Annotated in this window: 23 protein-coding genes; 7 read left to right on the top strand and 16 right to left on the bottom strand. The window is 73.4% G+C overall.

Annotated elements, in window-relative coordinates:
* Positions 1–11: 11 nt before the first annotated feature.
* From KSP35_RS10490 to KSP35_RS10515, 6 genes are all read right to left on the bottom strand, one after another.
* Entirely contained in the window at positions 12–458 is a 447-nt protein-coding gene (locus KSP35_RS10490) for an ATP synthase subunit I (protein WP_217001576.1), read from the bottom strand.
* The gene (locus KSP35_RS10495) at positions 455–916 is read right to left on the bottom strand and encodes an AtpZ/AtpI family protein (protein ID WP_217001578.1); all 462 of its coding nucleotides are present in this window, start codon (positions 914–916) and stop codon (positions 455–457) included. Before KSP35_RS10495 ends, KSP35_RS10490 begins: the two co-directional genes overlap by 4 nt.
* Positions 917–1,051: 135 nt before the next feature.
* Positions 1,052–2,257, bottom strand: coding sequence for a glycosyltransferase family 4 protein (locus KSP35_RS10500; RefSeq protein ID WP_217001580.1), 1,206 nt, complete (start codon positions 2,255–2,257; stop codon positions 1,052–1,054).
* A 98-nt stretch (positions 2,258–2,355) separates the two neighbouring features.
* Positions 2,356–3,600 carry a serine hydroxymethyltransferase gene (glyA, locus tag KSP35_RS10505; protein ID WP_217001582.1) on the bottom strand — a complete coding sequence of 415 codons (1,245 nt, stop codon included), beginning with the start codon at positions 3,598–3,600 and terminating at the stop codon, positions 2,356–2,358.
* Positions 3,597–4,130 (bottom strand): ribose 5-phosphate isomerase B, encoded by a 534-nt coding sequence (rpiB, locus tag KSP35_RS10510; RefSeq protein WP_217001584.1) that lies wholly within the window; start codon positions 4,128–4,130, stop codon positions 3,597–3,599. The genes glyA and rpiB overlap by 4 nt, the downstream gene beginning before the upstream one ends.
* A complete protein-coding gene (locus KSP35_RS10515; RefSeq protein WP_217001586.1) occupies positions 4,130–4,681 on the bottom strand; it encodes a hypothetical protein in 552 nt (183 codons plus the stop codon). Before KSP35_RS10515 ends, rpiB begins: the two co-directional genes overlap by 1 nt.
* A gap of 142 nt (positions 4,682–4,823) precedes the next feature.
* On the opposite strand from KSP35_RS10515, the gene KSP35_RS10520 reads away from it, so the two are divergent.
* The 3 genes from KSP35_RS10520 to KSP35_RS10530 all read left to right on the top strand — a co-directional run bounded on the left by KSP35_RS10520 (position 4,824) and on the right by KSP35_RS10530 (position 7,276).
* Positions 4,824–6,323 carry an acetyl-CoA acetyltransferase gene (locus tag KSP35_RS10520; protein ID WP_217001588.1) on the top strand — a complete coding sequence of 500 codons (1,500 nt, stop codon included), beginning with the start codon at positions 4,824–4,826 and terminating at the stop codon, positions 6,321–6,323.
* Between the two features lie 31 nt (positions 6,324–6,354).
* Complete coding sequence (locus KSP35_RS10525) at positions 6,355–6,990, top strand: L-threonylcarbamoyladenylate synthase (RefSeq protein WP_217001590.1); 636 nt, start codon at positions 6,355–6,357, stop codon at positions 6,988–6,990.
* Between the two features lie 112 nt (positions 6,991–7,102).
* Positions 7,103–7,276 carry a hypothetical protein gene (locus tag KSP35_RS10530; RefSeq protein ID WP_217001592.1) on the top strand — a complete coding sequence of 58 codons (174 nt, stop codon included), beginning with the start codon at positions 7,103–7,105 and terminating at the stop codon, positions 7,274–7,276.
* Between the two features lie 25 nt (positions 7,277–7,301).
* Here the strand turns inward: KSP35_RS10530 and prmC are convergent, their stop codons facing one another.
* The 5 genes from prmC to rho form a co-directional block, all read right to left on the bottom strand.
* Complete coding sequence (gene prmC / locus KSP35_RS10535) at positions 7,302–8,258, bottom strand: peptide chain release factor N(5)-glutamine methyltransferase (RefSeq protein ID WP_217001594.1); 957 nt, start codon at positions 8,256–8,258, stop codon at positions 7,302–7,304.
* Entirely contained in the window at positions 8,255–9,319 is a 1,065-nt protein-coding gene (gene prfA, locus KSP35_RS10540; protein ID WP_217001595.1) for a peptide chain release factor 1, read from the bottom strand. Before prfA ends, prmC begins: the two co-directional genes overlap by 4 nt.
* Positions 9,319–10,347: a hypothetical protein gene (locus KSP35_RS10545; protein WP_217001597.1), complete on the bottom strand. Its 1,029-nt coding sequence runs from the start codon at positions 10,345–10,347 to the stop codon at positions 9,319–9,321. Before KSP35_RS10545 ends, prfA begins: the two co-directional genes overlap by 1 nt.
* 132 nt (positions 10,348–10,479) lie before the next feature.
* A complete protein-coding gene (gene rpmE / locus KSP35_RS10550; protein WP_217001599.1) occupies positions 10,480–10,686 on the bottom strand; it encodes a 50S ribosomal protein L31 in 207 nt (68 codons plus the stop codon).
* A gap of 122 nt (positions 10,687–10,808) precedes the next feature.
* Positions 10,809–12,701 carry a transcription termination factor Rho gene (rho, locus tag KSP35_RS10555; RefSeq protein WP_217001601.1) on the bottom strand — a complete coding sequence of 631 codons (1,893 nt, stop codon included), beginning with the start codon at positions 12,699–12,701 and terminating at the stop codon, positions 10,809–10,811.
* Positions 12,702–12,965: 264 nt separating this feature from the next.
* On the opposite strand from rho, the gene thrH reads away from it, so the two are divergent.
* Positions 12,966–13,586 carry a bifunctional phosphoserine phosphatase/homoserine phosphotransferase ThrH gene (gene thrH / locus KSP35_RS10560; protein WP_217001603.1) on the top strand — a complete coding sequence of 207 codons (621 nt, stop codon included), beginning with the start codon at positions 12,966–12,968 and terminating at the stop codon, positions 13,584–13,586.
* A 22-nt stretch (positions 13,587–13,608) separates the two neighbouring features.
* Here the strand turns inward: thrH and KSP35_RS10565 are convergent, their stop codons facing one another.
* Together KSP35_RS10565 and KSP35_RS10570 are read right to left on the bottom strand one after the other, a co-directional pair.
* Positions 13,609–14,157, bottom strand: coding sequence for a hypothetical protein (locus tag KSP35_RS10565; RefSeq protein ID WP_217001605.1), 549 nt, complete (start codon positions 14,155–14,157; stop codon positions 13,609–13,611).
* Between the two features lie 105 nt (positions 14,158–14,262).
* The gene (locus KSP35_RS10570) at positions 14,263–14,733 is read right to left on the bottom strand and encodes an SRPBCC family protein (protein ID WP_217001607.1); all 471 of its coding nucleotides are present in this window, start codon (positions 14,731–14,733) and stop codon (positions 14,263–14,265) included.
* 64 nt (positions 14,734–14,797) lie between these two features.
* Between KSP35_RS10570 and KSP35_RS10575 the strand changes: the two genes are divergently transcribed.
* On the top strand, positions 14,798–18,583 hold the full coding sequence (locus KSP35_RS10575; protein WP_217001609.1) for an ABC transporter ATP-binding protein: 3,786 nt from the start codon (positions 14,798–14,800) through the stop codon (positions 18,581–18,583).
* A 52-nt stretch (positions 18,584–18,635) separates the two neighbouring features.
* Entirely contained in the window at positions 18,636–19,787 is a 1,152-nt protein-coding gene (locus KSP35_RS10580) for a hypothetical protein (protein ID WP_217001611.1), read from the top strand.
* A gap of 6 nt (positions 19,788–19,793) precedes the next feature.
* Here KSP35_RS10580 and KSP35_RS10585 read toward each other — a convergent pair whose 3' ends face one another.
* Both KSP35_RS10585 and KSP35_RS10590 read right to left on the bottom strand, forming a co-directional pair.
* Positions 19,794–20,420 (bottom strand): TetR/AcrR family transcriptional regulator, encoded by a 627-nt coding sequence (locus tag KSP35_RS10585; protein WP_217001613.1) that lies wholly within the window; start codon positions 20,418–20,420, stop codon positions 19,794–19,796.
* A 4-nt stretch (positions 20,421–20,424) separates the two neighbouring features.
* The gene (locus KSP35_RS10590; RefSeq protein WP_217001615.1) at positions 20,425–22,044 is read right to left on the bottom strand and encodes an MFS transporter; all 1,620 of its coding nucleotides are present in this window, start codon (positions 22,042–22,044) and stop codon (positions 20,425–20,427) included.
* 113 nt (positions 22,045–22,157) lie between these two features.
* Between KSP35_RS10590 and ligD the strand changes: the two genes are divergently transcribed.
* Entirely contained in the window at positions 22,158–23,120 is a 963-nt protein-coding gene (ligD, locus tag KSP35_RS10595) for a non-homologous end-joining DNA ligase (RefSeq protein ID WP_217001617.1), read from the top strand.
* Positions 23,121–23,144: 24 nt separating this feature from the next.
* Here the strand turns inward: ligD and KSP35_RS10600 are convergent, their stop codons facing one another.
* Positions 23,145–23,612, bottom strand: coding sequence for a hypothetical protein (locus KSP35_RS10600; protein WP_217001619.1), 468 nt, complete (start codon positions 23,610–23,612; stop codon positions 23,145–23,147).
* Between the last annotated feature and the right edge of the window lie 45 nt (positions 23,613–23,657).

A 23,657-nucleotide genomic window follows, 5' to 3' on the forward strand; every position in this document is an offset into this window, starting at 1 on the left:
CTCACGACTCCTCAGAGGTGGGCTTGAGGCCGGGGAAGGCCAGCGATGCGGACACGAAACGGGTCTCCCAGAAGAGGAGACCGAGGTGGGCCACCACGAGGGTGGCGGCCAGGGGGGGTGGTGGCCACCCACGCCTGGTTGCGGACGGCCATGACCGCAGCACCGATGATGCCGATGCGGATCAGGAACCCGAAGAGCGAGACGCCCATCAGGAGGCCGAGCGAGATGCGGGCGGCCCAGCCGAGCAGGGCGGCGGCCAGCCAGAAGTTGGCGAGCACGAGGCCGGCGGCGAAGGCCACCGAGGCCAGCCCGGCGGTGCCCCAGCCGAGGAGCCCGGCGAGCAGGGCGACCGGCAGGGCGAGGAGCCCGTGCTTGATGAGGTCGCGGGCGACGTCGCGCTCGGGGGCCGGACCGAGGTCGCGACTGGCGATGACCGAGGCGGCACTGGTGGTGCTCACGCCGTGGCCTCCGGGCCCGAGGAGCTGCGGTCCTGGCCGGACGTGCCCCGGTTCCAGATGGCGCCGTCCTCGTGCCGGCGCATCTCGAGGTCGTAGCCCACGTAGAGCTTGACCGAGATGCCGGCGAAGCCGAGCACGCTGAAGAGGATGGTGAAGAGCGGGGCGGTGCCGGCCAGGTGGTCGACGCCGTAGCCGAGGCCGACCATCACCAGCAGGGTGAGGGCGAGCTCCAGGCCGCGGCCCATGGCCTCGCCGTAGCCCCGGTTGGTGGCCACCGCGTAGTTGTCGCGGTGCAGCGGGCTCGAGGTGCCGGCGGCGGAGGCCAGCACGAAGCGGGCGACCGGGTTGCGCTTCTGCACCGGACGGTCGCCGAGGGTCCTCGCCGGGGCCGCCGAGGGCGACTCGGCGGGGCCGGAGGGGGCAGCGTTGCCCGGGGCGGTGAGGTGCGGATCACTCATGGCGAAAGGTGCGGTTCCAAGCGGCGGGCAGTCTGGCAGATCCCTTGCCCTGGCGCTTGTGAACGCAATCGCAATCTACGCACAACCTTCACAACCCGGCAAGTTCGGCGCCCCGCTCGGACCGGGTCCGAGGGGCTAGGGCGCCGTGACCTCGGGATCGTCCTCGTGCCCGCCCGCCGCGGCGGTGATCGCGCCCTCGGCGACGGCCTCGGCCTCGTCCTCCCGGCGCACGCGGCGGATGCCGGGATAGAAGAACGTGAGCAGCACCAGGGCCAGCGCCAGCACCGCGATCGGCACCAGCCCGTCGCCCTTGCTGGTGTACACGGGGTACAGCACGAACAGCGACAAGAGGCCGGTCCAGAGCCACAGGATCACCACGCTGCGCCGGTGCCCGTGGCCCAGCCGCATGAGCCGGTGGTGCAGGTGGTCCTTGTCGGCCTCGTTGATGCCGGTGCGCTTGCGGGCCCGCCGGAAGATGGCGAAGGCGGTGTCGAAGATCGGCACGCCCATCACGAAGAACGGGATGAACAGCGGGGCGAAGAAGAAGAAGACCTGGCCGGACACCTCCACGCTGGTCTGGCCGCCGACGAGCATGGTGGAGGCGGCCATCAGCCCGCCGAGCATCAGCGCGCCCCCGTCGCCCATGAAGATCCGGGCCGGGTTGAAGTTGTGGGGCAGGAAGCCCAGGCAGATGCCGGCCACGATCACCGCGATGAGCGGGCTGGGGTTCTCCGGCGCCAGCACGGCCAGTCGCTCGGGCGTGTTGCTGGCCAGCCGGTGGCCGTAGAGGAAGAAGGAGCCCGCGGCGATGGCCACGATGCCGGTGGCCAGCCCGTCGAGGCCGTCGATGAGGTTCACGGCGTTGGCCATGCCCACCACCCACAGCACGGTCACGAGCGGCGCCAGGTCCGGCCCCAGCACGATCAACCCGTCGACGAACGGGATGCGAAAGTACAGCAGCGTCACGCCCAGCAGGTACATGACCGACCCGCCGAACACGATGCCTGCCGTCTTGGCCGGCGCCGAGACGTCGCGCACGTCGTCGAGGGTGCCCACCGCGCAGAGGATCACCGCACCCAGGGCCACGCCCAGCGCGGTGGACGCGCCGTCGAACATGACCTCGAAGCCGCCCGAGGCCCAGGCGACGCCCAGCGCCACCAGGAAGCCGAACAGCATGGCCACGCCGCCCAGGTACGGGATGGGCGTGGTGTGCACCGCCCGCTCGGTGGGCATGGCCACCACGCCGAGGCGGGTGGCGGCCCACCGGAACAGCGGCGTGATGGCGAAGGTCGAGGCCAGGGCGACCACGAACACGACCACGTAGGCCGAGGTGGTGGGCATCAGCGGCGGGGCGCGGCGGCGCGGGAGCAGACGTCGATCACGCCATCATCGCCGCTCGAGACCGACCGAAGCGGACACCCCCGCCCGACGCCCACCCCTCACACGGGGTAGGGCTCGAACTTGCTGCAGAGGTCGGCGACGGCTTGGCGGGTCTCGGCGATGACGGCGTCGTCGTCGCGGTGGGTGAGGACGCGGTGGATCTGGAAGGCGATCTCGCGCATCTCCCTCGGGCCCATGCCCTGCGTGGTGACCGCCGGCGTGCCGATGCGCAGGCCCGAGGTGATGTAGGGCGGGCGGGGGTCGTCGGGCACCGTGTTCTCGTTGAGGCTGATGCCGGCGCGGTCGAGCACCAGGCGGGCCTTCTTGCCAGAGAGCTCCTCGTCGAAGCCGCGGAGGTCCACCAGCATCAGGTGGTTGTCGGTGCCGCCGGAGACCAGGCGGAAGCCGTGTCCGGCCAGGGCCTGGGCCAGCTCGGCGGCGTTGGCCACCACGGCCTGGGCGTACTCGGCGAACTCCGTCGTGGCGGCCTCGCGGAAGGCCACGGCCTTGGCGGCGATCACGTGGTCGAGGGGGCCGCCCTGCGAGCCCGGGAAGACCGCCTTGTCGATGGCGGCGGCGTGCTCGGCCTTGCAGAGGATGGCGCCGCCACGCGGGCCGCGCAGCGTCTTGTGGGTGGTGAAGGTGACGATGTCGGCCAGCGGCACCGGGTTCGGGTGCACGCCGCCGGCGATGAGCCCGGCGATGTGGGCGGCGTCGAACATGAACAGCGCACCCACCTCGTCGGCGATCTCGCGGAACGGGGCGGGGTCGATGGTCCGCGGGTACGCGGTGGCGCCGGCCACGATGATCTTGGGGCGGTGGGCCTTGGCGAGGTCGCGGACCTGGTCGAAGTCGATGCGCTCGTCCGACGGCGTGACGCCGTAGGAGACGAAGTCGTAGAGGATGCCGCTGGCGTTCACCGGCGAGCCGTGGGTGAGGTGGCCGCCCTGGTCGAGGCGCAGGCCGAGCACGGTGTCGCCGTGGTCGAGCAGGCCGAGGTACACGGCCATGTTGGCGTTGGCCCCGGAGTGGGGCTGCACGTTGGCGTGCTCGGCCCCGAAGAGCTCCTTCACGCGGTCGCGCGCCAGGTCCTCGGCGCGGTCGATGACCTCGTTGCCGCCGTAGTAGCGCTTGCCCGGGTAGCCCTCGGAGTACTTGTTGGTGAGGACCGAGCCGGTGGCCTCCATCACGTCGGGCGAGGTGAAGTTCTCCGACGCGATGAGCTGCACCGTGGTGTTCTGGCGGCGGCGCTCGTCGTCGATGATGTCGAAGAGCTCGGTGTCGCGAGTGGTTGGCCAGGTCATCGGGGATCTCCTTGGGGAAGGGCGGAGCTGCGGGCGGCGATGCCGGGCACCAGCGCCTCGAGGTAGGCGTCGAGGCCGCGGCCGTCGGTGCCGAAGGCGCCGATCTCGCCGAGCTGGTCGACCCGTCGTTGGTGGCGACCGCCCTGGTAGGGGGTCTGGAGGAAGCAGACGACGATCTCGTCGGCCAGCGCCGGCGCCACGATGCGGCCGCCGATCGACAGGACGTTGGCGTCGTTGTGCTCGCGCGCCATGCGTGCCGTGTAGAGGTCGTTGCAGAGGGCGGCGCGGACGCCGGCCACCTTGTTGGCGGCGATCTGCTCGCCCTGGCCCGAGCCGCCGAGGACGATGCCCCGCTCGGCGTCGCCGCGCACGACGGCGCGGCCCACCGCCGCGCAGTAGGCCGGGTAGTCGACCGAGGCGAGGCCGTCGGTGCCGAGGTCGAGGACCGTGTGGTCGAGGTTGCGCAGCACCGAGACGAGGTGCTCCTTGAGGTCGAAGCCGGCGTGGTCGGCGCCGATGGCGATCCGCATCAGATGCTCCCTGGGGTGGGTCGGTGGGCGAAGGAGGTCACGTCGTCGGGCCCGGGCTCGGCGAAGGCCACCGCCACGAACCGGCGGCACAGGTCGTCGATCTGGGCGGCCGAGGTGCGGAAGGCGCGCTTGGAGCCGCCCATCGGGTCCGGCACCTCGAGGTCGGGCCGGCTCGCGAGCAGGTCGCTCGGCGCCCGCCCGGCGCCCATGCGCCGGACCCACTGCTCGAAGGGCTCCTGGCCACGGGGCCCCATCTGCTCGGCCCGCTCGACGGCGTCGGGGAAGGTGAAGACCTTGGCGAACTCGACCTCGGGCAGCACCGCGAGGTCGCGGACGTGGGCCTGCTCCATGGTGAGCACCAGGTCGGCCTCGGCCACCCGCTCCGCGGTGGCGGTGCTCGACCGGTGGGGCCGGGCGTCGATCCCCAGCTTGGCGAGCGCCGCGATGGCCCCCGGCTCCGCGGGCCGGCCGTCGAACCGGAAGCCGGTGGAGGTGACGATCGCCGACACGCCGGCCTCCTTGAGCCGACGGCGCAGGAGCGCCTCGGCCATCGGGGAGCGGCAGATGTTGCCCGTGCAGACGAAGAGGATCTCGATGACGGCGATCGTAGGGGACGGGCCCGCGCCGGCTGATCTTGACCGGGCGGTCGACCGACCTCTTGACTGCTTGGTCAAGCGACCCCGAGGAGACCCGTTGCCCGCCGCAGCCGCACCGCTCGATCCCCGCACGCCCGTGGTGGTGGCCGTGGGCCAGGTGGAGCAGCGCGGCGACGACCCCGCCACGGCCCTGGAGCCCACGGCGCTGCTCGCCCAGGCCGCCCGGGCCGCGGCCGCCGACAGCGGCAGCGACCGCCTGCTGGCCTCGCTCGACACCATCGCCGTCATCCGGATCCTGTCCTGGCGCTACCGGGACCCGGCGGCGCTGGTCGCCGCCGAGCTGGGCATCTCGCCCCGGCGCACCATCGAGACCGACGACGGCGGCAACTACCCGCAGACGCTGCTGAACCGGGCGTGCCTCGAGATCCAGGCCGGCACCGCCGACACCGTGCTCATCGGCGGGGCCGAGGCCTGGCGCACGCGGAGCGCCTCCCGCAAGGCGGGCACGGAGCTGGCGTGGACCCAGCAGGGCGACGACGTCGCCCCCACCGCGGTGGTCGCCAACGCCGAGCCGCTCGCCCACCCGGGCGAGTGGGCTCGCAAGGTGATGATGCCGATCGAGATCTACCCCCTCTTCGAGAACGCCCTCCGCGCTCGCGAGGGCTGGACCATCGACGAGCACCGCGACCGCCTGGCCCGGCTGTGGGCCGGCTTCAGCGAGGTGGCTGCCACCAACCCGCACGCCTGGATCCAGCAGGCCTTCTCCCCCGCCGAGGTCCGGGAGGCCACGCCCCGCAACCGCATGGTGGGCTTCCCGTACACCAAGCTCATGAACGCCAACAACGCCGTCGAGCAGGCCGCCTGCTTCGTGGTGTGCTCGGTCGAGCGGGCCCGGGAGCTGGCCATCCCCACCGATCGCTGGGTGTTCCCGTGGGCCGGCACCGACGCCCACGAGCACTGGTTCGTGTCGAACCGCCAGGACCTGGCGGAGGCGCCGGCCATCCGCCTCGCCGGCCGCAAGGCGCTCGAGCTGGCCGGCGTCGGCGTCGAGGACCTCGGCCCGGTCGACGTGTACTCCTGCTTCCCCAGCGCCGTGCAGATCGCCGCCAAGGAGCTGGGCCTGGGCACCGACCGGCCCCTCACGGTGACCGGTGGCCTGTCCTTCGCCGGCGGCCCGTGGAACAACTACGTCTCGCACTCGATCGCCACCATGGTCGAGCGGCTGCGGGCCGAGGCCGGGGCCGTCGGCCTGGTGACCGCCAACGGCGGGTTCCTCACCAAGCACGCCTTCGGCGTCTACAGCACCACCCCGCCGCCCACCCCGTACCGCCACGCCGACCTCCAGCCCGAGGTCGACGCCCTGCCGAGCCGCGAGCTGGCGGAGGTGGTCGACGAGCCGGCCACCGTCGAGACCGCGGTGGTCGTCCACGGGCGGGACAGCCAGCCCGAGCGGGCCATCGTGGCCACGCTGCTCGCCGACGGCCGACGCGCCTGGGGCGGCACCACCGACCCGGCGGCCATGGCGGCGTTCCTCGCCGACGAGACCCACGGCCGGGCCGGCCACGTCGACCCGGACGGCACCTTCACCTTCGCCTGAGGCACCGGCCGTCCTCGGTAGCCTGCCGTCCGTGGCGCACGAGGACGGGCCGGAGCCGGAGCTGGTGGAGGTCGGAGCCCCCGACGACCTCGCGCTGGAGCGGGCCGCCGCCGTGCTGCTGGCCGGCGGGGCGGTGGTCCTGCCCACCGACACCGTCTACGGCCTGGCCGCGCTCCCCCACGTCGCCGGCGCCACCGCAGCCCTGTTCGCCCTCAAGGACCGCGCCGAGAGCCAGCCCATGGCCGTGCTGGTGGCCGACGCCGAGCAGGCCCTCGCCCTCGTCGCCGACCCCCCGGAGGCCGCTCGGCGCTGGATGGCCGAGCTGTGGCCCGGCTCGCTCACCATCGTGCTCCGCCGCTCCCCTGCGGCGCGCGGCCTGGCGCTCGGCGGAGACGACGAGACCACCATCGGCCTGCGCTGCCCCGGCCACCCGTTCGTCCGGGCCCTCGCCCGCCGGGTGGGCCCGATCGCCACCACCAGCGCGAACCGATCGGGCGAGCCCACGCCGACCTCGGCCTCGGAGGCCGCCGCCGCCCTCGCCGGCCCGGTCGCCCTCGTGGTCGACGGCGGGCCCGCGGGCACCGTCCCGTCCACGGTGGTCGACGCCTCACGGGACCCGTGGCGGGTGCTACGGCTCGGCGGCGTGACCGACGACCAGCTGGCCTGAGCGCGGGCACGCCGTCACGGCACGAGCCGTGGGCCGTCCCACGCCCATGGCCCTCCCCAACCCCTCCCGCACCGTTTGGCAGGTAGCCCGGACCCAGGGCCAAGCTGTCGGGGTGACCACCCGCCTCGGCCTCTCCATCATCGTGATGGGGGTCGTGCTGATCCTGCTGCGAGCGGTCAACTGGGTCGACTCCGAGGCGGCCGACATCGTCTCGACGCTGCTCATCGTCGTCGGGGCCCTGGCGGTCGCCATCGACGGCGAGTCGGCCGACCGCCCCGCCAAGTAGCGGACGTCCGGCTGCGGCCAGGCGCTCAGCCGGGGCGGCGGGCCACGACGGCCCGGTCGAGCCCGGCGTGGTCCTGGTGGACCGCGGCGTCGACCAGGCCGGCGGCGGTGGCCAGCTCGACGACCGCAGCGGCCTGGGCGTGGCCCACCTCGGCCACGAACGCGCCCCCCGGCGCCAACCACGCCGCGGCGTCGGCGAGCACGACCTCGTAGGCCTCGAGGCCGGTGGGGCCGGGCACGAGGGCGTCGACCGGCTCCCAGTCGAGGACGGCGGCGGGCAGCTCCTCGTGGGCGGCGACGTAGGGCGGGTTGGTGACCACCAGGTCGACGCCGGACCGGAGGTCGTCGGGCAGCGGGTCGAACCAGGACCCCTCGGCCAGGCGCACCCGGGTCCCGGCCATGCCGAGGCCGGCCAGGTTGGCCCGGGCCACCGCCAGCGCGTCGGCCGACCGGTCGACCGCCCACACCTCGGTGCCGGGGCGCTCGACGGCGAGGGACAGGGCGATGGCGCCGGTGCCGGTGCCCAGGTCGACCGCCACGGGACGGTGGCCGCCGTGGCGAGCGAGCAGGGCGCGGTCGAGCTCGCGGAGGGCGACCTCGACCACCTGCTCGGTCTCGGGCCGCGGGATGAGGGCCCGGCGGTCGCAGAGCAGGTCGAGCGAGCGGAAGCCCCAGCTGCCCAGGACGTACTGGATCGGCTCGCCGGCGGTCCGCCGGGCGACCATGGCGTCGAGGCGGGCGACCCCGCGGACGGTGGCCAGCTCGTCCAGGCCGAGGACCAGCTCGGCGCCCTCGAGCCCGGTGGCCTCCCCCACGATCCAGCGGGCCTCCTGGTTCGCCGCGTCGACGCCGGCAGCAGCCAGGGAGGCGGCGGCCTCGGCCAGCAGGGCGCGCCACGCCACCGTGCCCTCCAGGTCGGCGGCGCTCCGCTCGGCCTCGAGCCGCTCGGCGTCGACCTCGGGGAGGGCGTCCTCGTCGCTCACGGGTCCTCGGTGAGGCGCCGGGTCTGCTCGTCCTGGACGAGGGCGTCGCTCACGTCGTCGAGCTCGCCGGCCAGCACCTTGTCGAGCTTGTAGATGGTGAGCCCGATCCGGTGGTCCGAGACCCGGTTCTCCTTGAAGTTGTAGGTGCGCACCTTCTCACTGCGCCCGCCGCCGCCGGTCTGGTCCCGCCGCGCCTCGGAGAGCTCGGCCGCCTGGCGGTCCTGCTCCAGCTTGAGCAGCCGCGACGCCAGCACCTGCATGGCCTTGGCCTTGTTCTGGAGCTGCGACTTCTGGTCCTGCATCGACACGGTGACGCCGGTGGGCTTGTGGGTGAGGCGCACCGCGGAGTCGGTGGTGTTGACCGACTGGCCGCCCGGGCCGGAGGACCGGTAGTAGTCGACCTGGAGGTCACCGGGATCGATGTTGACCTCGACCTCGTCGGCCTCGGGCAGCACGGTCACCGTGGCCGAGGACGTGTGGATGCGGCCCTGCGACTCGGTCACCGGCACCCGCTGGACCCGGTGCGGGCCACCCTCGTGCTTGAGCCGGGTCCACACGCCGTCGCCCGACACGAGGAAGGTCACCTCGTTGAAGCCGCCCATGTCGGAGACGTCGGTGTTGAGGACCTCGAGCTTCCACCCCTGGCGCTGGGCGTAGCCCTGGTACATCCCGAACAGGTCCCGGGCGAAGAGGTTGGCCTCCTCGCCGCCCTCGGCGCCGCGGATCTCGACGATCACGTTGCGGTCGTCGTTGGGGTCCTTGGGCAGCAGCAGGAGCTCGAGCTCGGCGGTGAGGCGCTCGACGTCGGCGTCGGCCTCCTGCACCTCGACGCGGATCATCTCGCGGTCGTCGCCCGACAGCTCGCCGAGCATCTCGCGCGCCGTGGCGGCGTCCTCGGTGCGCTGGCGCAGGTCGCGGGTGCGCTCGACGATGGCGTCGAGCTCCTTGTGGCGTCGGGCCAGCTCCCGGTACTTGTCCTGGTCGGCGAAGACGTCGGGGTCGGCGAGGCGACGCTCGACGTCGGCGAACTCCCGCTCCAGGGCTTCGAGCTTGTCGAGCATCAGGCCGAACCTCCGGTGGGGGCGCGCCAGTCGCCGGGGATGGCGGCGATCTCCGCCGGGGCGGTGAGCAGGGCGGCGAGGTCGGCGGTGATGGGCACCGCGTCTCGCTCGGGCACGGCGAGGACCAGCCGGGCGTCGGGCCCGTGGGTCAGGCGGTCGTCGGCCGCCGACGGGACGAGGTCCAGGTAGACGCCGGTGGAGCAGACCACCACCAGCGGCCGGCCGTCGGCGTCCTCGCCCACGGCGGTGGCCACGCCCTCGCCGTTGAGGCTCTGGCGGGGCACGGCCGAGCCGACCGAGCGCAGCGAGGTGGCGCCCACCAGCTCGGGCCGGGCGACGAGCACCGACCGCAGCCAGCGCTCCGGCACGAGGTGGTTCAACGGGTGGCGCTCTGCTGACGCCGTGCGGTAGCGGCGCACGATGTCGACGGCGCGCGCCAGGGCGTCGGTCTCGCCCAGCTCGGCGAACATCATGGCGCCGACCTCGCGGTCGAAGCGCCCCACGCCGGCCTCCACGTGGGCGGAGCCGTCGTCGGCCACCACCACGCGGGCGACCTCGAGGCCGAGCAGCTCGCCGACGAGGTGGCCGCCCTCGACCACCGGCTCCAGGTCGGCGGCGCGCAGCACCGGCCGGTAGAGCTCGGCCTCGGGGGCAGGTGCCGGGTCGGCCGCGGTGGCGGCCGGCGCCACCGCCACCAGCTCGCGCCCCTCGGTCCGCCAGACGTGCACGGGGAACCGGAAGGCCGAGGCCCGGCGGGCGACGATGCCGGCGGCGACGGGATCGTCGACGATGACGTGGAGCTCCTCCACGCCGGCCCGCAGCGACACCGCCAGCGCGCCGCCGAGGCGGCGCTCGGCGTCGCCCTCGACCAGCACCCACGCCCGGCGGGCCGTGGGGTCGACGAGGGTGGCCCCCTTCGGGAAGCCGCCGGGGCGGGCGTCGGCGCCCAGCTCCCAGCGCTCGGCGGCGAGCAGCCGGAGCTTGGAGGCCAGCAGGGCCGCTCGGCGGTCGTCGGGTTCGGGGGTCATCGGGGCCAGCTCGTGGGGTCGGAGGGCGGGCGGCTGGAGGCGGTCGGCCCCGGCCACGGGGCGCACCGGTGCCCGAGCGCGCCACGTGCGCCAGGGGTCACCTGGCGCACGTGGGGGCAGGGCGAGGGTCGGCTACTTGCTGCGACGACCGTACCGGCGCTCGAACCGGTCGATCCGGCCGCCGGTGTCGACCAGCTTCTGCTTGCCCGTGTAGAAGGGGTGGCACTCGTTGCAGAGCTCGACCGAGATCGACTCCTGCGTGGAGTGGGTGGTGAAGGTGTTGCCGCACGAGCAGCGCACGCTGGTCACCAGGTAGTCGGGATGGATGTCGGCTTTCATGGTGGCTCCAGTGTCGCGGGGTTGGCGGAGATGTGCCAAATGCTCCAACAGCGGGCCATTCCCACTGATTCCCATTTCGGCGTCGGATGTGGCGGGTCACCCCGCTGGGTGGGGCTGGTCCCCTACTGCGGCGCCTTGGCGATCTCGTCGAGGAAGGCGTCGTTGGTCTTGAACGCCAGCAGGCGGTCGGTGAGCATCTCGAGGCCCGAGGCGCTCGAACCGCTCTCGTCCTTGAGCGCCGAGAGCACCCGGCGCAGCTTGAACACCTGGGCGAGCTGCTTGCGGTCGAACAGCAGCTCCTCGTGGCGGGTGGACGACGCGTCGACGTCGATGGCCGGGTAGATCCGGCGGTCGGCGAGGCGGCGGTCGAGCTTGAGCTCCATGTTCCCGGTGCCCTTGAACTCCTCGAAGATGACCTCGTCCATGCGGGTGCCGGTCTCCACCAGGGCGGTGGCGAGGATGGTGAGCGAGCCGCCCTCCTCGACGTTGCGGGCGGCGCCGAAGAACTTCTTGGGCGGGTACAGCGCCCCGGTGTCGATGCCGCCGGCCATGGTCCGGCCGTTGGCCGGCGCGGCCAGGTTGTAGGCCCGGGCGAGGCGGGTGATGCCGTCGAGCACGATGGCGACGTCCTTGCCCGCCTCCACGAGGCGCTTGGCCCGCTCCAGCACCAGCTCGGCCACCGCGGTGTGCTCCTCGGTGGGGCGGTCGAAGGTGGAGGCGGCGACCTCGCCGTTGATCAGCCACCGCTTCATGTCGGTGACCTCCTCCGGGCGCTCGTCGACCAGCAGCACGATGAGGTGGACCTCGGGGTGGTTGCGCTCGATGGCCCGGACCACCTGCTTCATGACCGTGGTCTTGCCGGCCTTGGGCGGCGACACGATGAGGCCGCGCTGGCCCTTGCCGATGGGCGCGATGAGGTCGATGATCCGCGCCGTCATGTTCTCGGGGAACTCGCGCTGCTCCAGGCGGATGCGCTCGTCGGGGAACAGCGGCGTCAGGTCGTCGAAGTCGGGCCGGGCGGGCAGCTCGCCCACCGGGAACCCGTTGACGGCGTCGACCTGCAGGAGCGCCGGGTTCTTCTCGTTGCGGTTGGCCGGGCGGCTCTTGCCCTTGAGGGTGTCGCCCTTGCGCAGGCCGAACTGCCGGGCCTGCTTGACCGAGATGTAGGCGTCGTCCCGCGACGGGAGGTAGCCGGCGATCCGGAGGAAGCCGTAGCCCTCGTCGCGCAGGTCGACCAGGCCCTCGACGTCGACCGGGTCGGCCAGGAAGGCCTGGTCGTCGGCCTGGTCCGGCCGGCGGTCCCGGTCACGGCCCCGACGGCGGCGGCGCCGGTTGCCCGACTCCTCGCCGTCGCCCTGGGGCTGGGGGTCGGCCTGGTTGCCGGGCCCGGCCTCCTCGGCCTGGGGGGAGCTGCCCTGCTGGCCGCCGCCGCCCTGGTTGCCGCCACCTTGCTGGGCACCGCCCGGGTTGCCGCCGCCCTGCTGCGGGCCGCTGCCCTGGCCGCTGCGCGCCTGGTTGCCGCCCTGCTGGGCGCCGCCGTCACGGCCTTGCTGGTTGCCGCCCTGGGGGCGGCCCTGCGGCGGGCTGCCACCGTTGCGGTCCTGGCCGTCGCGGCCCTGGGCCCCGCCGGCACCGCCGCCCTGAGGCGCGGGCGAGGAGTTGGGGCCCCGTCCACCCCCGCGCCCGGCCGGCGGCGGGGTGGTCGGCGCGCCGTCGTCGGCGTCGCCATCGCGCTCGGCGCCGTCGGCAGCCGGAGCATCGGACGGCGCGGCCGCCTCGGTGGCGACCGGGTCGGCGCCGTCGGCCTCCTCGGCCGCCGGGGCGTCGAAGGCCAGGGCGGGGGCCGCACCCGAGCCGCCGGGCTCGGCGCCCACCAGCTGGAGGATGAGGCCGACGATCTCGGCCTTCTTGGCGCGCGAGGGCGGCTTGCCGCCCAGGGAGGTGGCGATGGCCACCAGCTCGGCGCGGTCCTTGCGCTCGAGCAGCGACGGGTCGAAGTCCTGGCCCACGGACATGTGGAACCTCTCTGGTTCGTGACGGTGAGGGGGTTGGCCCGAGCTGTGCACCGAGACCCGGGAGCGACCTGCGGTCGCCCCTGGTCCCTGGCCGCCGCGTCGGGCCGGGGCCTCCCCTGGGCGGGCCGCACACGCAGCGACGACCGGAGGAGGTGCGCCCGGGCCGTTGCGGCACCGGACGCCGATGATCGTAGCGAGCGGCCCCCGGACCGGCGAACCGCCCCGGTTCCCGCCACCCGCCGGCGATGGGCGACACTGGCGGCCATGAGCTCCGAGGCGCCCACCCAGTCGATCGTCACCCTCGACCTCGAGGGGGTGCTGGTGCCCGAGATCTGGATCGCGGTGGCCGAGAAGACCGGCATCGACGCCCTCCGCCGCACCACCCGCGACGAGCCGGACTACGACGTGCTCATGCAGTACCGGCTGGACCTGCTGGCCGAGCACGGCCTCACGCTGTCGGCCATCGACGAGGTCATCGCCACGCTCGAGCCGCTGCCCGGCGCCGCCGCCTTCCTCGCCGAGCTGCGCACCCGGACCCAGGTGGTGATCCTCTCGGACACCTTCGAGCAGTTCGCCGCCCCGCTCATGCGCCAGCTCGGCTGGCCGGCCATCCTCTGCCACCGCCTGGTGGTGGAGGACGACCGGATCGTGGGCTACCGGCTGCGCATGGCCGACCCGAAGCGCCACGCCGTGGAGGCCTTCCAGGCCCTCAACTACCGGGTCATCGCGGCCGGCGACTCCTACAACGACACCACCATGCTGGTGGCCGCCGACGCCGGCTTCCTGTTCCACTCGCCCCAGAACGTGCGGGACGAGTTCCCGCAGCTGCCGGCGCTCGACGACTACGACGAGCTGCTGGCCGCCGTCACCGCCCAGCTCGCCTGAGCGGGGCGGTGCGGCCGGGGCCTCAGGCCTTCTTGGCCGCGGCCTTCTTGGCGGCCGCCGTCTTCTTGGCCGGCTTGGCCGGGGGCGCCTCTTCCTCGACCTCGGGCTCCGGCTCGGGCTCCACCCAGGTCTTCTCGAGCGAGGCCAGCGCCTCCTTGTCGGTGCCGCCCTCGGCCCGGATGGCCGCGTAGGCCGCGGTGAGCGCCTCGCACGGGCTGCCGTCGAGCACGCGGCCCACCAGCCAGTCGAGGTCGCCGATGGCGGTGGTGTCGTCGAGGACCCGGGCGGCCACCTTGCGGTGCACCTGGTTCTCCTCGTTCGACGAGCCCTCGGGGCGGATCGGGATGCGCTTGCCGCCGGCACCGACGTCGATCAGGACCACCCAGTCGGCCCGGTGGTGCGGGACCTGCTTGACCGGGATCAGGTTGTCGTTGACCGACAGGGGCAGCGGACGACCCTCGGCGTTCACCGGCAGCTCGGCGAAGGTCTCCTGGGAGACCTGGACCGACAGGACCTTCGGGCCTCGGACCAGCTCGGCGGTGAGGAGGGATTGGACGTCCGACAGGGACACAGGCGATCTCCGGGTTGCAGGTGGGCGGGGCCGACGCGGCCCCAACCGATGCACCCTACCGACCCGGAGGCCCCCGGGCCCGACCCGACGCCGCTGACCAGGGCCTCAGGCCGTGAGCAGGTCCTCGATGCGGGCGAGGGTGGCGCTCATGTTCTCGGCGGTCTTCTTGCCCAGGCCCTTGATGGCCAGCTTGGTGATCGGCGACTCCTGGGTGATGTCCCAGGTCTCCTTCACGAGGGTGCCGCCGTCGACCGGCTCGAGCTCGTAGCGCCAGATGCGCCCGCCCACCAGCTTGCCGACGGGCCCCGGGCCCCGGGTCTGCCAGGCCAGGCGACGGCCCTCCTCGAACTCGATGACCGTGCTGGCCATGGAGTACGGCAGGCCCATCTTCATGGACATCCCGAAGGTGGACCCGAGCGCCAGGCGCTCGCCCTTGGTCTTGCCCTTGGCGTCGCGCACGGTGCCGGAGCCGTCGATGTCCTGGTGCCGGGCGGGGTGGGCGATCAGGTCGAAGATGGCCGAGGCCTCCGCCGGGATCCGGCGCTCGACGGTGACCACGTCCTGGGGATCGCTCATGGCGGCGCAACCTACCCCCGATCGTCGGGATCCTCCCCCGCGTCGGTACCCTCGCTCGGGGAACATGGACGAGACGACCAGCGACCGGGGCTGGTTGCGGCAGCTGTGGGTGGCCGTCCGCCCGCACCGCCGCAACGTGGCCATCGCCCTCGGCGCTGCTGCCGTGGGCCAGGTGGTGGCCGCGCTCGTCCCCCTGATCGAGCGGTTCATCGTCGACGACGTGATCATCGCCGGCACCTCGCCGGTGGTGCCGGCCGTGACCCTGCTGGTCCTGGCCGCCGCCACCCGCTTCGGCACCGCCTACGTGCGCCGGTACTGGGCGGGCCGGGTGGCGCTCGACGTGCAGAACGACCTGCGCACCCAGGTCTACGACCACCTCCAACGCCTGGACGTGACCCACCACGACCAGATGGCCACGGGCCAGCTGGTGAGCCGGGCCATCTCCGACGTCAACCTGGTGCAGGGCCTGCTCGCCTTCCTGCCGATCGTGCTGGCCAACGTGCTGTTCCTGGCGGTGGCCCTGGTGGCCATGGCCTCGCTCAGCCCGCTGCTCACCCTCGTCGCCCTGGCCATCACCCCCCTCCTGCTCGTCACCTCGCTCCGGCTGCGCACCTCGGTGTTCCCCGCATCGTGGGACGCCCAGCAGCAGGCCGGCGCGGTGGCGGGCGTGGTCGACGAGACGGTGAGCGGGGTGCGGGTGGTGAAGGGCTTCGGCCAGGAGCGCCGCGAGACCGCCCGCCTGGCCGAGACCGCCGAGCGCCTCTTCGCCAGCCGGGTCCGGGCCATCCGCCTCCAGTCCCGGTACCAGCCGGTCCTGCAGACCCTGCCGTCGCTGGCCCAGGTGGCGGTCCTGGCGCTCGGCGGCTGGTTGGCCATCCAGGGCCGGATCAGCCTCGGCACGTTCCTCGCCTTCTCCAGCTACATGGGCCAGCTCCAGGCGCCGTCGCGGATGCTGGCCGGGCTGGTCACCATCGGCCAGCAGGCCCGGGCCGGCGTCGAGCGGGTGTTCGAGCTGCTCGAGTCCACCGCGGCCGTGCGCTCCGAGCCCGGCGCTCCCGAGCTGCTGGTGCCCGAGGGCCGGGTGGAGTTCGACGCCGTGGGCTTCGGCTACCTGCGCTCGGAGCCGGTGCTCGACGGCTTCGCCCTCACCGTCGAGCCCGGCGAGACCATGGCGGTGGTGGGCACCTCGGGCTCGGGCAAGTCCACCGTCGCCCTCCTCCTGCCGCGCTTCTACGACCTCCAGTCGGGCACCATCCGCATCGACGGCACCGACATCGCCTCCGTCGACCTGGAGTCGCTGCGCCGCCACATCGGCCTGGTGTTCGAGGACACGTTCCTCTTCTCCGACTCCATCGCCGCCAACATCGCCTACGGCCGGCCGGACGCCACCCGCGACGAGGTCGAGGCGGCGGCCCGGGTGGCCGGGGCCCACGACTTCATCGACGCCATGGCGCACGGCTACGACACCGAAGTCGGCGAGCGGGGCCTGACCCTCAGCGGCGGCCAGCGCCAGCGGGTGGCCCTGGCCCGGGCGGTGCTCACCGACCCGCGCCTGCTGATCCTCGACGACGCCACCTCCGCGGTGGATAGCCGGGTCGAGGCCGAGATCCACGCCACCCTCCACCGGGTGCTGGCCGGGCGCACCACCCTCCTCATCGCCCACCGGCGCTCGACGCTCCTGCTGGCGGACCGCATCGCCGTGCTCGACGCCGGTCGGGTGGTCGACGTCGGCACCCACGAGGAGCTCGACGCCCGCTGCGAGCTCTACCGCCGCCTCCTCACCGGCCCCGGCGACGAGCTGGTGGACGCCGACGACGTGGTGGTGGTCGACGAGGGCGCCGAGCCCGCCGACACCCCGGCGGCCGGGGCCACCCCGTCGCTGTGGGTGCGCGAGGGCGACGAGGACTCCCAGGCCGCCCGAGCCCTGGTGGCCGCCGGCCGCAAGACCGAGGCGCCGTCGCTGGGCATGGGAGCCGGGGGCGGCGGGGGCGGCGGCGGCTGGGCCTCCGGGCTGGCCGCCACGCCGGAGCTGCTGGCACGGGTCGGCGCGCTGCGGCCGGCGCGGGATCGCCCCGACCAGGACGTCGCCGAGGCGGCAGCTCCCGATCCGCACTTCCGCTTCACGACCTTCATCCGCCGCTGGCGCTGGCAGCTGGCGGCCGGCCTGGGCCTGGTGGTCCTCGACGGCGGGGCCTCGCTGCTGGGGCCGCTGCTCATCCGCCACGGCATCGACGCCGGCGTGACGCCCAAGGTCACCGGCGCCCTCTGGGCGGCCAGCCTCGTCTACCTGCTGGTGGTGGTGCTCGACCTCGGCGTGATGGTGGGCGAGACGTTCCTCACCGGACGCACCGCCGAGCGGGCCCTCTGGTCGCTGCGGGTGAAGGTGTTCGCCCACCTCCAGCGCCTCGGGCTCGACTACTACGACCGCGAGATGGGCGGCCGGGTCATGACCCGCATGACCAGCGACATCGAGGCGCTCACCCAGCTGCTCCAGACGGGGCTGGTGAACGCCATCGTGGCCCTGCTCACCTGCGTCGGCGTCGGCGTGGCCCTGGCCCTCATGGACTGGCGCCTGGCCCTGCTCGCCCTCCTGGTGGTGCCGCCGCTCGCCATCGCCACCTCGCTGTTCCGCCGCCGGTCGGCGGCCGCCTACGACGACGCTCGCGACAAGGTGGCGGTCGTCAACGCCGACTTCCAGGAGAGCCTCACCGACGTCCGGGTGGCCCAGGCCTACGTGCGCGAGGACCAGAACACCGCCCGCTTCTCGCGCCGCTCGCGCGACTACCTGGGCGCCCGCCTCAAGGCCCAGCAGCTCGTGGCGCTCTACTTCCCCTTCGTCGAGCTGCTGTCGGGCCTGGCGGCGGCCATCGTCATCGCCGGCGGCGCCGCCTTCGTGCGCCACGGCTCGCTGAGCGCCGGCGAGCTGATCGCCTTCCTCCTCTACCTCGACCTGTTCTTCTCCCCCATCCAGCAGCTCTCCCAGGTGTTCGACACCTACCAGCAGGCCCGGGTGGCGCTCACCCGCATCGAGGAGCTGCTCTCGGAGGAGTCGACCGTCCCCGAAGCCGAGCACCCCGTCGACCCCGGGCCCCTGGCCGGGCGCATCGAGCTGCGAGACGTGCGCTTCGCCTATCCGAGCACGGGGGTGCAGGTCCTCGACGGCGTCGACCTGGTCATCGAGGCCGGCGAGACGGTGGCCATCGTGGGCGAGACCGGCGCCGGCAAGTCCACCCTCGAGAAGCTGGTGGCGCGCTACTACGACGTGACCAGCGGCGTCGTGCTGGTCGACGGCCACGACCTGCGGACCCTTGACCTGGCGGCCTACCGGCACCAGCTCGGCGTGGTGCCCCAGGAGCCGTTCCTCTTCGCCGGCACCATCCGCGACAACCTGGCCTACGGCCGCCCCGACGCCACCGACGCCGAGGTCGAGGCCGCCGCCCGGGCCGTCGGCGCCCACGACGTGGTGGCCGCCCTGCCCGGCGGCTACCTCCACGTGGTCGGGGAGCAGGGCCGCTCGCTCTCCGCCGGCCAGCGCCAGCTCCTGGCCCTCGCACGGGCCAAGCTCGTCGACCCCGCCATCCTCCTGCTCGACGAAGCCACCGCCAACCTCGACCTCGCCACCGAGGCCAAGGTCAGCCAGGCCATGGGCGTGGCCGCCAGCGGCCGCACCGCCCTGGTGATCGCCCACCGCCTCTCCACCGCCGTCGACGCCGACAAGGTCGTGGTCATGGACCAGGGCCGGGTGGTCGAGGTCGGCACCCACGACGAGCTGCTGGGCCACGAGGGCCCCTACGCCGCCCTGTGGTCGGCGTTCACCGGCATCCCCTCGGCCGCCTCGCCCGTCGACTGATCGGCGGCCGGCCGTTCGCGGACCGTTCGCGTGGTGGTGGTTCGCTGGCGCCATGAGCCAGGTGAACGGGAACGACGTGCCACCGCCGCTGCCGGGGGCGGCCGCCTCGGCACCCGGCGGCGGCTGGGAGCTGCACCACATCACCGACCCCGCCCACGGCGGCATGGACGTGGCCCACTTCACGTACCCGTCGGGCTGGCAGGCCGGGTCCCAGGTCGTCTGGAACCAGCAGCACACCAGCCACCCCGCCCTGGCCCGCTCCTGGGTCGTGGATCCCAGCGGCAGCGAGGGCGTCGAGTGGTTCCCCCACGCCGGGTGCTGCTGGATCCAACCGGCGGGGTTCGAGCGGCCGGGCACCGACAAGTTCGGTCTCACCCTCCTGCCGCCGATGGCGCCGATGGAGGCCATGACGCAGTTCTTCCTGCCCCGCCACCGAGGCGCCCCCTCGACCTGGCAGGTGCTCGACGCCGCGCCCATCCCCGACCTGGCCACCACCCTCGGCCTCACCGAGCTGGCCGCCCTGGGGGCGACCGGCGTCCGGGTCCGCATCGAGTCCCAGGTGGCCACGGCCGATGGCGGTCGCAAGCCGGTGGTCGACGAGGTGTACGCCCTGCACTACGTCCTCCCGCCGCACCAGGGCCAGGTGTCCCAGCAGAACTGGGGACTCACCGGCGCGTTCTCGCTGCGCGCGGATCGCGACCGGTTCGACGCCCTGCGGCCCACGCTGTGGCAGATCGCGGCGTCCTACACGAGCAACCCGGCCTGGGGGAAGGTCTTCCAGCAGGTGGCCGAGCAGCTCAACGGCGTCTTCCTGGCCGGCATCGAGGGCCGCCGGCAGCAGCTCCAGCGCGACGCCGAGCTCCAGACCCAGCTCTCGGCCTACAACCAGCAGGTCCGCGACCATCAGAGCCAGGCGGTGGCGGCCAGCGTGGCCCACCAGAAGGTGGTGGACGACGCCCGCTCGTACCCCGCCGGCGTCGGCTCGGCCGGCGGCCAGAGCGCCCAGGACGCACTGGGCGACACCCTCCTCGGCCGCACCGCCTACGTCGACCCGAACGACGCCGAGGGCAACTACCACTACGACGACGGCAGCCACGACTACGTCTGGACCGACGGCCAGGGCAACTTCGTCCCCACCGACGACCCCAACCACGACCCGAACATCGGCTCCGACCGCAGCTGGACCCTGGCCAAGCACGCCTGAGGAGGTTCAGCGCCTCGGGGGCACCAGGAAGTCGACGATGCGCTGGGGCATGTCGGGCTCCTCGGGATGGTGGTGCATCAGCAGGTGGTGGGCCAGCACCGCCGGGCCCACCAGCGTGAAGATGCCGATGTCGGTGTCGGCCGGCAGCTGGCCCTGCTCGATCGCCCGCTCCACCAGGCGGTGCAGGTGGGCCCGGCGCTCGGCGATGAACGTGATCTCGAACTGCTCGCGCAGGTCGGGGTACCGCGCCTTCTCGGCGGCGAAGGCCTGCATGATGGCGCCCTCCCGCCCGACCATGAACGACTGGCTGGCCTCCAGCATGGTCAGCAGGTCGGCCCGGAAGTCTCCCGTGTCGGGCAGCGGGTACGCCGAGGCGTACCCCCGGAGCGCCTCCACCACCAGCTCCGCCTTCGACGGCCACCGCCGGTAGATGGCGGCCTTGCCCACCCCGGCCCGGGCGGCCACGCCCTCCATGGACATGCCGCCGTAGCCCTCCTCCACCAGGAGCTCCAGGGTGGCGTCGACGATGGCCCGCTCGGTCTCGGCCGACCGGGGCCGACCCCGCCGAGGCGCGGCCGTCTCCTCGTCGACCGGCGCCGAGCTCGCCGGCTCGGAGGAAGCGGACCGCGTCACCGGCTCAGTCCACCAGCTCGCCGGCCACGTCGAGGCCGTCGACGTCGACGGCCGCCGCTTCGGTCCCGGGCGCCGCCTCGTCGCGGGCTCGGGCCGGCAGCCACCGCAGCACGGCGCCCATGCCGATCAGCAGGACGACCGCGGCCACGACGGCGGCGGCGTGGATGCCGTTCACGAAGCTCTGGTGGGCCAGGGGCGTGACGGTGTCGGCGAAGGGCCGACCCTGCTTGCTCTCGAGGATGCCGAGGGTCTTGCCGATGGAGTCGCTGAGCGGGCCCCGGGCGCCGGCGGGGACGCCGGCGTCGGTGAGCCGCTCGGTCATGCGCGAGCCGTAGATGGACGAGAGGATCGAGCCCATCACCGCCACCCCGACCGCGCCGCCGACCTGGCGGGTGGTGTCGTTGACGGCGGAGCCCACCCCGGCCTTGGCCCGGGGCAGCGAGCCCATGATCGAGTCGGTGGCGGGCGCCATGATGTTGCCCATCCCGAGGCCCAGCAGCAGCGTGGTGCCGATGACGTGGATGGTGGAGCTGTCCACCTGCAGGGTCAGGAACGTGAGCATCGACAGCGCCACCAGCGCCAGCCCGGTCGCCACCACCCGCTTGTTGCCGAAGCGCACCGTCCAGATGTTCGACATCGGCGCGGCGATCATCATCACCACCGACATCGGGATCAGCACCGCACCGGCCTTGATGGTGGAGTAGTCGAGCACCGACTGCAGGTACTGGGTGAGCAGGAAGACGACGCCGAACAGGGCGAAGAAGGTGAGCGTCACCGCCCCGCTGGCGGCGGAGAAGCGGGGGTTCTCGAAGAAGCGCACGTCGAGCATGGGGTGGGTGGAGTGGAGCTCCCACGCCAGGAACGCCCCGAGGATGGCGAAGCCGACCACGAAGCCGGCGATGGTCTTCGGGTCGCCCCAGCCGTTCGACGGCGCCTCGATGATCGACCACAGGAGCGCGCCGAGGCCGAGGATCGACAGGATGGCGCCGACCGGGTCGAGGTGCGGCGTGGACGGGTCCTTCGACTCCGGCACCAGCAGGAAGCCGAGCACCAGGCCCACGATCACCACGGGCACGTTCACCAGGAAGACCGAGCCCCACCAGAAGTGGGTGAGCAGGAAGCCGCCGGCCACGGGACCGACGCCGATGCCGATGGCCGAGACGCCGGCCCAGATGCCGATGGCCTTGCCCCGCTCGGCGGGGTCGGTGAACACGTTGGTCAGGATCGACAGGGTCGACGGCATGATGCACGCGCCGCCGATGCCCATCAGGGCGCGCGTGGCGATCAGCACGTTGGCGTCGCTGGCCAGGGCCGAGAGCCCCGAGCCGACCCCGAAGATCACCAGGCCGACCGCCAGGAAGCGGTAGCGCCCGAAGCGGTCGCCCAGGCTGCCGGCGGTGAGCAGCAGCCCGGCGAAGACGATGGTGTAGCTGTCGACGATCCACTGCAGCTGGCTCGACGAGGCGGCGAGCCCGCCGTCGGCGCCGGTCTTGGCCAACGTCGGCAGGGCCACGTTGAGGATGGTGTTGTCGAGGCCGATCACCATCAGGCTGATGCAGAGCACCAGCAGGGTCAGCCAGCGTCGCTGGTACGCGACCTCTGGGTCTCGGAGCGCTGCACGCATGGCGGGCCTTCCCGGGTCGGGAGCTTTACGGAACGGTTCCGTATTGTTCACCCCTGGCGAGCCGGTGCCAAGCGACGTCGGTCACGCCGGCCCGGCGGTCGTACGCTCTGGCGGTGGCGACGGCATCCCCGGCGATCGAGATCGAGGTGGGCGGGCGCACCGTCCGCATCAGCAACCCGGACCGGGTGTACTTCCCCACCCGCGGCGAGACGAAGCTCGACCTCGTCCGCTACTACGAGGCCGTCGGCCCCGGCATCGTCAACGCCCTCCGGGAGCGGCCGTGCATGCTGCACCGCTTCCCCGAGGGCGTCAGCGGCGAGAAGGTCCACCAGAAGCGCGTGCCCCGCGGCGCGCCGCCGTGGATCGAGACGGTGCGGGTGTCGTTCCCCCGCTACGGGCGGACGGCCGACGAGCTGTGCGTGACCGAGCTGGCCCAGGTGGCGTGGGCGGTGCAGATGTCCACCGTCGAGCTGCACCCGTGGAACTCGCGCCGCGCCGACACCGAGAAGCCCGACGAGTGGCGCATCGACCTCGATCCCGGCCCCGAGAGCGACTGGGCCCAGGTGCGGCGCGTCACCCACATCGTCCACGAGCTGCTCGACGAGCTGGGCGCGGTGGGCTGGCCCAAGACCTCCGGCGGCAGCGGGCTGCACGTCTACGTCCGCGTGGTGCCCGAGCACGGGTTCACCGACGTGCGACGGGCCGCCCTGGCCTTCGCCCGCGAGGTGGAGCGCCGCTCCCCGCAGGACGTCACCACCGCCTGGTGGCGCAAGGACCGCGACCCCGGCGCCCTGTTCGTGGACTACAACCAGAACGCCCGCGACCACACCGTCGCCGCCGCCTACTCCGTGCGTGGCGTGCCCGAGGCCCGGGTGTCGGCGCCCGTGCGCTGGGACGAGGTCGACGACTGCGAGCCCGACGACTTCACCATCGCCACCATGCCGGCCCGCTACGCCGCGCTCGGCGACCTCCACGCCGGCATCGACGCCGCCCCGTACCGCCTCGACGAGCTGCTGGCCTGGGCCGATCGCGACGAGGCCGAGGGCGCCGAGCCGATCCCCGACCCCGACGACTGACCCCGGGGTCGAGGGGCTCGGGGTTCAGCAGCTGCCGCCCTCGACGCTGGTGTCCTCGCCCGACGCGGGGAGGATGACGCACGCGCTGGCACCGTCCACGTCCAGCTGCACCTTGCCGTCGTCGTCCAGGCCGTCGCCGTCATCGTCCTTGAGCCCGACCACCTCGGGATCGCCGGCCACGTCGGCGATCGACTCGTTCAGCGCCGACATGGAGCGGGCGCCCTCGTCGTTGGCCGTGTCGTTGGCCTTGATCCGGGCCCGCAGGTCCTCGGCCGCGGCACGGGCCGCGGCCTCCCCGGCCTTGTCGGAGATGGCGTCGCCCGCGGCATCGGCGTTGCCCTTGGCGTCCTCCTTCAACGACTCGGCGGTCTTCTTGGCGTCGCTCTTGGTGTCGCTGGAGCATGCGGTGGCGAGCGGGGCGAACGCCAGCAGGGCGATGGCGAGCGGCGCCACCCGGCGGCGCAGTGGGCGGTCGGAACGGACATCTGGCATGGGGGAGCTCCTGTCGTCGGTGACGAACGACCACTACCCTGCCGA

This window comes from Aquihabitans sp. G128, assembly GCF_019048865.1.
Taxonomy (GTDB): domain Bacteria; phylum Actinomycetota; class Acidimicrobiia; order Acidimicrobiales; family Iamiaceae; genus Aquihabitans.

Bases quoted from the DNA above. Each gene is read 5' to 3' on its own strand.
- rho (WP_217001601.1), bottom strand. From the start codon at position 12,701: ATGTCCGTGGGCCAGGACTTCGACCCGTCGCTGCTCGAGCGCAAGGAC.
- rpiB (WP_217001584.1), bottom strand. From the start codon at position 4,130: ATGCGGATCGCCATCGGCGCCGACCACGCCGGCTTCGACCTCAAGGAG.
- KSP35_RS10545 (WP_217001597.1), bottom strand. From the start codon at position 10,347: ATGACCCCCGAACCCGACGACCGCCGAGCGGCCCTGCTGGCCTCCAAG.
- thrH (WP_217001603.1), top strand. From the start codon at position 12,966: ATGAGCTCCGAGGCGCCCACCCAGTCGATCGTCACCCTCGACCTCGAG.
- KSP35_RS10500 (WP_217001580.1), bottom strand. From the start codon at position 2,257: ATGCCCACCACCTCGGCCTACGTGGTCGTGTTCGTGGTCGCCCTGGCC.
- rpmE (WP_217001599.1), bottom strand. From the start codon at position 10,686: ATGAAAGCCGACATCCATCCCGACTACCTGGTGACCAGCGTGCGCTGC.
- KSP35_RS10495 (WP_217001578.1), bottom strand. From the start codon at position 916: ATGAGTGATCCGCACCTCACCGCCCCGGGCAACGCTGCCCCCTCCGGC.
- KSP35_RS10590 (WP_217001615.1), bottom strand. From the start codon at position 22,044: ATGCGTGCAGCGCTCCGAGACCCAGAGGTCGCGTACCAGCGACGCTGG.
- KSP35_RS10570 (WP_217001607.1), bottom strand. From the start codon at position 14,733: ATGAGCGATCCCCAGGACGTGGTCACCGTCGAGCGCCGGATCCCGGCG.
- KSP35_RS10580 (WP_217001611.1), top strand. From the start codon at position 18,636: ATGAGCCAGGTGAACGGGAACGACGTGCCACCGCCGCTGCCGGGGGCG.
- prfA (WP_217001595.1), bottom strand. From the start codon at position 9,319: ATGCTCGACAAGCTCGAAGCCCTGGAGCGGGAGTTCGCCGACGTCGAG.
- KSP35_RS10515 (WP_217001586.1), bottom strand. From the start codon at position 4,681: ATGGCCGAGGCGCTCCTGCGCCGTCGGCTCAAGGAGGCCGGCGTGTCG.
- glyA (WP_217001582.1), bottom strand. From the start codon at position 3,600: ATGACCTGGCCAACCACTCGCGACACCGAGCTCTTCGACATCATCGAC.
- KSP35_RS10575 (WP_217001609.1), top strand. From the start codon at position 14,798: ATGGACGAGACGACCAGCGACCGGGGCTGGTTGCGGCAGCTGTGGGTG.
- KSP35_RS10600 (WP_217001619.1), bottom strand. From the start codon at position 23,612: ATGCCAGATGTCCGTTCCGACCGCCCACTGCGCCGCCGGGTGGCGCCG.